This is a genomic window from Streptomyces sp. NPDC007095 (genome assembly GCF_040634475.1).
Classification (GTDB): domain Bacteria; phylum Actinomycetota; class Actinomycetes; order Streptomycetales; family Streptomycetaceae; genus Streptomyces.
The window spans coordinates 1-1,358 of sequence record NZ_JBEYFS010000526.1; the positions used below are offsets into that span (position 1 = coordinate 1).

The window sequence follows — 1,358 nt, forward strand, 5'->3', positions numbered from 1 at the left end:
CTAGTAGGGCTTGGTCAGGTCTGTATTGGTGCTGGTATGTCGCGGTGGCAGGTCGGGCAGGCGCCGGTCCAGAGGGCGAGCAGTGTCTGTAGCTCGCGGACGACCTGGTAGAGGCTCAGGCCGGCGCTGGGTCTTTTGGGGCCCGGGCCAGTCGTTGCAGAGTGCAGAAGGCATGTGCGACGGAGACGAGGGTGACGTGGTGGTGCCAGCCGTTCCAGGTCCGGCCCTCGAAGTGGGCAAGTCCCAGGGCCTGTTTCATCTCCCGGTAGTCGTGCTCGATGCGCCAGCGGAGTTTGGCGAGCCGGACCAGCGTGGTCACAGGCATGCCGGAGGGCAGGTCGGACAGCCAGAACTGCACCGGCTCGCTCTCACCGGCAGGCCATTCGGCCAACAGCCAGCACTCCGGCAGCTCCGGGCCGTCAGTGGCCTGCCGAACCTCGCGTCCGGCAGGCCGGATGCGCAAGGCCACGAAGCGGGAGTACATCCGCTTGCGGCCGGAGCGGCCGGTGCCAGGCCGGGAGCCTTCACGCCACTGCACCGGCCGAGCTGCCTTCCGCCCCGCCGCGATGACCAGCTCCTTCACCGACCGTGGCTTGTCGGGATACTTGGCCACCGGCGGGCGTCCGGTCCCGGAGTACGGCTCGGCCACCGGGACCGCGCCGGCGGGCTGGGCCGACAGCGTGGTGGAGATCCCCACCACGTAGTTCAGGCCGCGGGCCTGCAGCCCGTGCCGGAACGCGGCGGCGTCGCCGTATCCGGCGTCCGCGACGGCCAGCGGCACCTCGATCCCCCACGAGCGGGTCTCATCCAGCATGTCCAGGGCCAGCTGCCACTTCTCCACATGCCCGACATCGTCCGGGATGCCGCAGGCGGTGCGGCGGGCGACCTTGTCCGCATCGGCCTTCGGTGAGGCGGGATCCCAGGTCCGGGGCAGGAACAGCCGCCAGTTGACCGCCGCCGAGGCGGTCTCGGACGCGAGGTGGACCGAGACGCCGACCTGGCAGTTGGTGACCTTGCCCGCGGTGCCGGTGTACTGCCGCGACACGCATGCCGAGGCCATCCCGTCCTTGAGGAACCCGGTGTCGTCGAAGATCAGGGCTTCCGGCCCGATCACCTTCTCCATCCGCCAGGCGAGCTGGGCCCGGATATGTGCCGGGTCCCAGGGGCTGGTGGTGATGAAGTTGGCCAGTGCCTGACGATTGCCGTCCTCCCCGAGCCGGGCGGCCATCGGCTCGACCGACTTACGCTGCCCGTCGGTCAGCAGCCCCCGCAGATAAACCTGCCCCCACCGGCGCTGATCCTTGCGCGCGAACGGCTCGAACACCTCCGCCGCGAACGCCTCCAACTCACCACGCACC

1 protein-coding gene is annotated in these 1,358 nt (G+C 70.0%); it reads right to left on the bottom strand.

Annotation, left to right across the window (positions count from 1 at the left end):
* Positions 1–115: 115 nt before the first annotated feature.
* Positions 116–1,357, bottom strand: a complete 1,242-nt coding sequence (locus ABZ656_RS57965; RefSeq protein ID WP_360280831.1) for an IS701 family transposase — start codon at positions 1,355–1,357, stop codon at positions 116–118.
* Position 1,358 lies beyond the last annotated feature (1 nt).